The sequence below is a fragment of the Helicobacter sp. MIT 14-3879 genome (assembly GCF_003364125.1).
On sequence record NZ_NXLP01000113.1, the window covers coordinates 1 to 2,854 of the forward strand.

Genomic DNA, 2,854 nt, shown 5'->3' on the forward strand with positions numbered 1-2,854 from the left:
ATTATATATAGTAACACTAGATTTCATAAAATATTCTTATAAAACTCCTTAACTTATAAAAATATTCTTTAAATGATACTTTTATAATACAATTGTAGCATATATTGTTACTAATTTATACAAGTTAGTCTTATTAGTCTATGTTTTGTTACTTGATTATTTTAATAATATTTAAGCAATTCTTATAGATTTTAAATTATAATAGTCTAAAATACTAATTTAAGGAATGACAATGGGTGAAAATCTAAGAAATACATGGTTACAAAAACGGGCAAAAGACCACATCAAAACACAGCTCCATTATGCCAAAAAGGGTATCATCACAGAAGAAATGCGTTATATTGCAAATATTGAGGATCTCTCGGCAGAACTTATTATGAAAGAAGTTGCAAAAGGCAGGCTTATTATTCCTGCTAATATCAATCACGGCAATCTTGAGCCAATGGGCATAGGCGTAGCTCTGAAAACAAAGATTAATTCTAATATTGGTTCATCACAGATTGTGGAGGATATTGATGAAGAGGTACAAAAACTCAAAGTCTCCATCAAATACGGCGCAGACACAGTGATGGACTTAAGCACAGGAGGAGATTTAGATAAGATTAGAGAGGCTATTATCGCCTCTTCTAGTGTGCCTATTGGTACTGTGCCAATGTATCAGATTCTCCACGATGTGAAAAATGATGTGTTAAAGCTAGACATTGAAACAATGCTTAATGTCTTAAGAAAACAGGCAAAACAAGGTGTAAGCTATTTTACAATCCATTGTGGATTTTTATTAGAACACATGCCTGCAGTATCTAAACGTAAAATGGGTATTGTTTCGCGCGGAGGAAGTCTCATGGCGAGCTGGATGCTGCATTATCATAAGCAAAACCCTTTCTATGAATATTTTGATGAGATTCTAAAAATTTGTCAAGAATATGATGTGTCCTTGTCATTAGGAGATTCTTTGCGACCGGGCTGCTTGGCTGATGCAAGCGATGAGGCACAATTTTCCGAATTAAAAGTGCTAGGGGAGCTAGCAAAAAGAGCTTATGAAGCCGATGTACAGGTAATGATTGAAGGACCTGGTCATGTCCCCCTTAATCAAATTGAACGTAATGTAGAAATACAAAAGGAATACTGCAATGAAGCACCTTTTTATGTTTTGGGACCTTTGGTTACAGATATTGCGGCAGGATATGATCATATTGCAAGTGCGATTGGTGCGTGTGTAGCAGCGTGGAAAGGTGTCGCGATGTTATGCTATGTAACGCCTAAGGAGCATTTAGGGTTACCCAATGCAAACGATGTACGTGAGGGTATTATTGCTTACAAAATCGCCGCGCACGCTGCTGACATTGCAAGAGGACGAGTCAAAGCCAGAGATAGAGATGATGCGATGAGTGATGCAAGATATAGTTTTGATTGGAACAGGCAATTTGAACTAGCCCTTGATTCTGATAGAGCAAGAGAATATCATGATGAATCCTTACCTCAAGAAGTCTTTAAAGATGCGGAATTTTGCTCAATGTGTGGTCCAAAATTTTGTAGTTACAAAATCACGCAGGAGATTTTTAAAAACTATAAAGAAGAAGATTATATTTCACAAAAGTCTATATGAAATTCGCATATCATGTTGTTGCATTAACTATATAGAATCTTGCAAGATTCTCCACGCTTAGATTCTGTAACAATATCTCATTGCTACAAATTAAGAATTATTTGCTTCAAACAATCAATACATTAAGGCTGCTTAGTTATTTAAAGATATTTAAAAAACATAGATATATATATGGCAAGAATAAGTAACATCTTTCCAGAAAATTTACCTTGAGATTTAAATCATGAGGCTGTTGGTTTTATGCAGTAATCCTGCGAGCGTATTGCTATTTACTGCAAGTCTAAGTTGTATGTAAAATTGAGAATTCAATAATCTCAATATAAAGACTTATAACTTATGGAATCCTCGCTAAATTTTTGTTTTATAGCACTGATTTATTAAAACATTATGTTACAATTACGCAATTATTTTTGGATGTAAGGCTCATAATGGATAATACACAGCAATCCCCCCAAAATACAGAATCTTATGTGAATCTCAATATCGATAAAATTATGCAGATTTTACCTCATCGTTATCCTATGTTGCTAGTTGATAGAGTAAAGGAAATTCAGCCGCATAACAACATTACCGCCTATAAAAATGTAACCATCAATGAACAGGTGTTTTTGGGACACTTTCCTAAAGAACCCATTTATCCCGGTGTTATGATTATAGAAGGTATGGCGCAAGCTGGTGGCATTCTAGCTTTTGTGAGTGAATGGGGATTGGATTTTGAAGCGAGTCAAAATAAAGTTGTGTATTTTATGACAATCGATAAAGTAAAATTTCGTATGCCTGTACGACCCGGGGATACTTTGGTGTATAGAATGGAAGTCATGAAGCATCGCAGCAATGTATGGCAACTTGAAGGTAAGGCTTTTATAGACGGGGCATTGGCAAGCGAAGCAGAACTTAAGGCAATGGTGGTAGATGCACATAGTTAGATTGTGTGGAGCATAAGATAAAGTATGATAAAATCTTTTGCAAGACCAAGTAAAATATTTATGAAAATCTCTAGCATAGAACCAATTAGAATTTAAGGATTATAAATGAGTATTTCTTCAACAGCCAAAATAGCTAAAACAGCCATTATAGAGGGAGAGGTAACCATTGGGGAAAATGTGATAATAGAAGATTATGTTGTGATTAAGGGAAATGTCATTATACAAGATGGTAGCTATATTTATAATCATGTAACTATTCGAGGCAATACTCATATTGGCAAAAATAATACAATCTTTCCTAATGCTGTGCTAGGAACAATGC

At 34.8% G+C, this 2,854-nt stretch carries 2 protein-coding genes and 1 pseudogene; all 3 read left to right on the forward strand.

Annotated features, from left to right (window positions below):
- Window positions 1-232 precede the first annotated feature (232 nt).
- Complete coding sequence (thiC, locus tag CQA44_RS11665; RefSeq protein ID WP_115547381.1) at window positions 233-1,606, forward strand: phosphomethylpyrimidine synthase ThiC; 1,374 nt, start codon at window positions 233-235, stop codon at window positions 1,604-1,606.
- Between the two features lie 428 nt (window positions 1,607-2,034).
- Complete coding sequence (gene fabZ, locus CQA44_RS11670; protein WP_115547382.1) at window positions 2,035-2,532, forward strand: 3-hydroxyacyl-ACP dehydratase FabZ; 498 nt, start codon at window positions 2,035-2,037, stop codon at window positions 2,530-2,532.
- A 105-nt stretch (window positions 2,533-2,637) separates the two neighbouring features.
- Window positions 2,638-2,854: pseudogene (locus tag CQA44_RS11675) on the forward strand (acyl-[acyl-carrier-protein]--UDP-N-acetylglucosamine O-acyltransferase); the annotation flags it as partial.

Bases quoted from the DNA above. Each gene is read 5' to 3' on its own strand.
- thiC (WP_115547381.1), top strand. From the start codon at position 233: ATGGGTGAAAATCTAAGAAATACATGGTTACAAAAACGGGCAAAAGAC.
- fabZ (WP_115547382.1), top strand. From the start codon at position 2,035: ATGGATAATACACAGCAATCCCCCCAAAATACAGAATCTTATGTGAAT.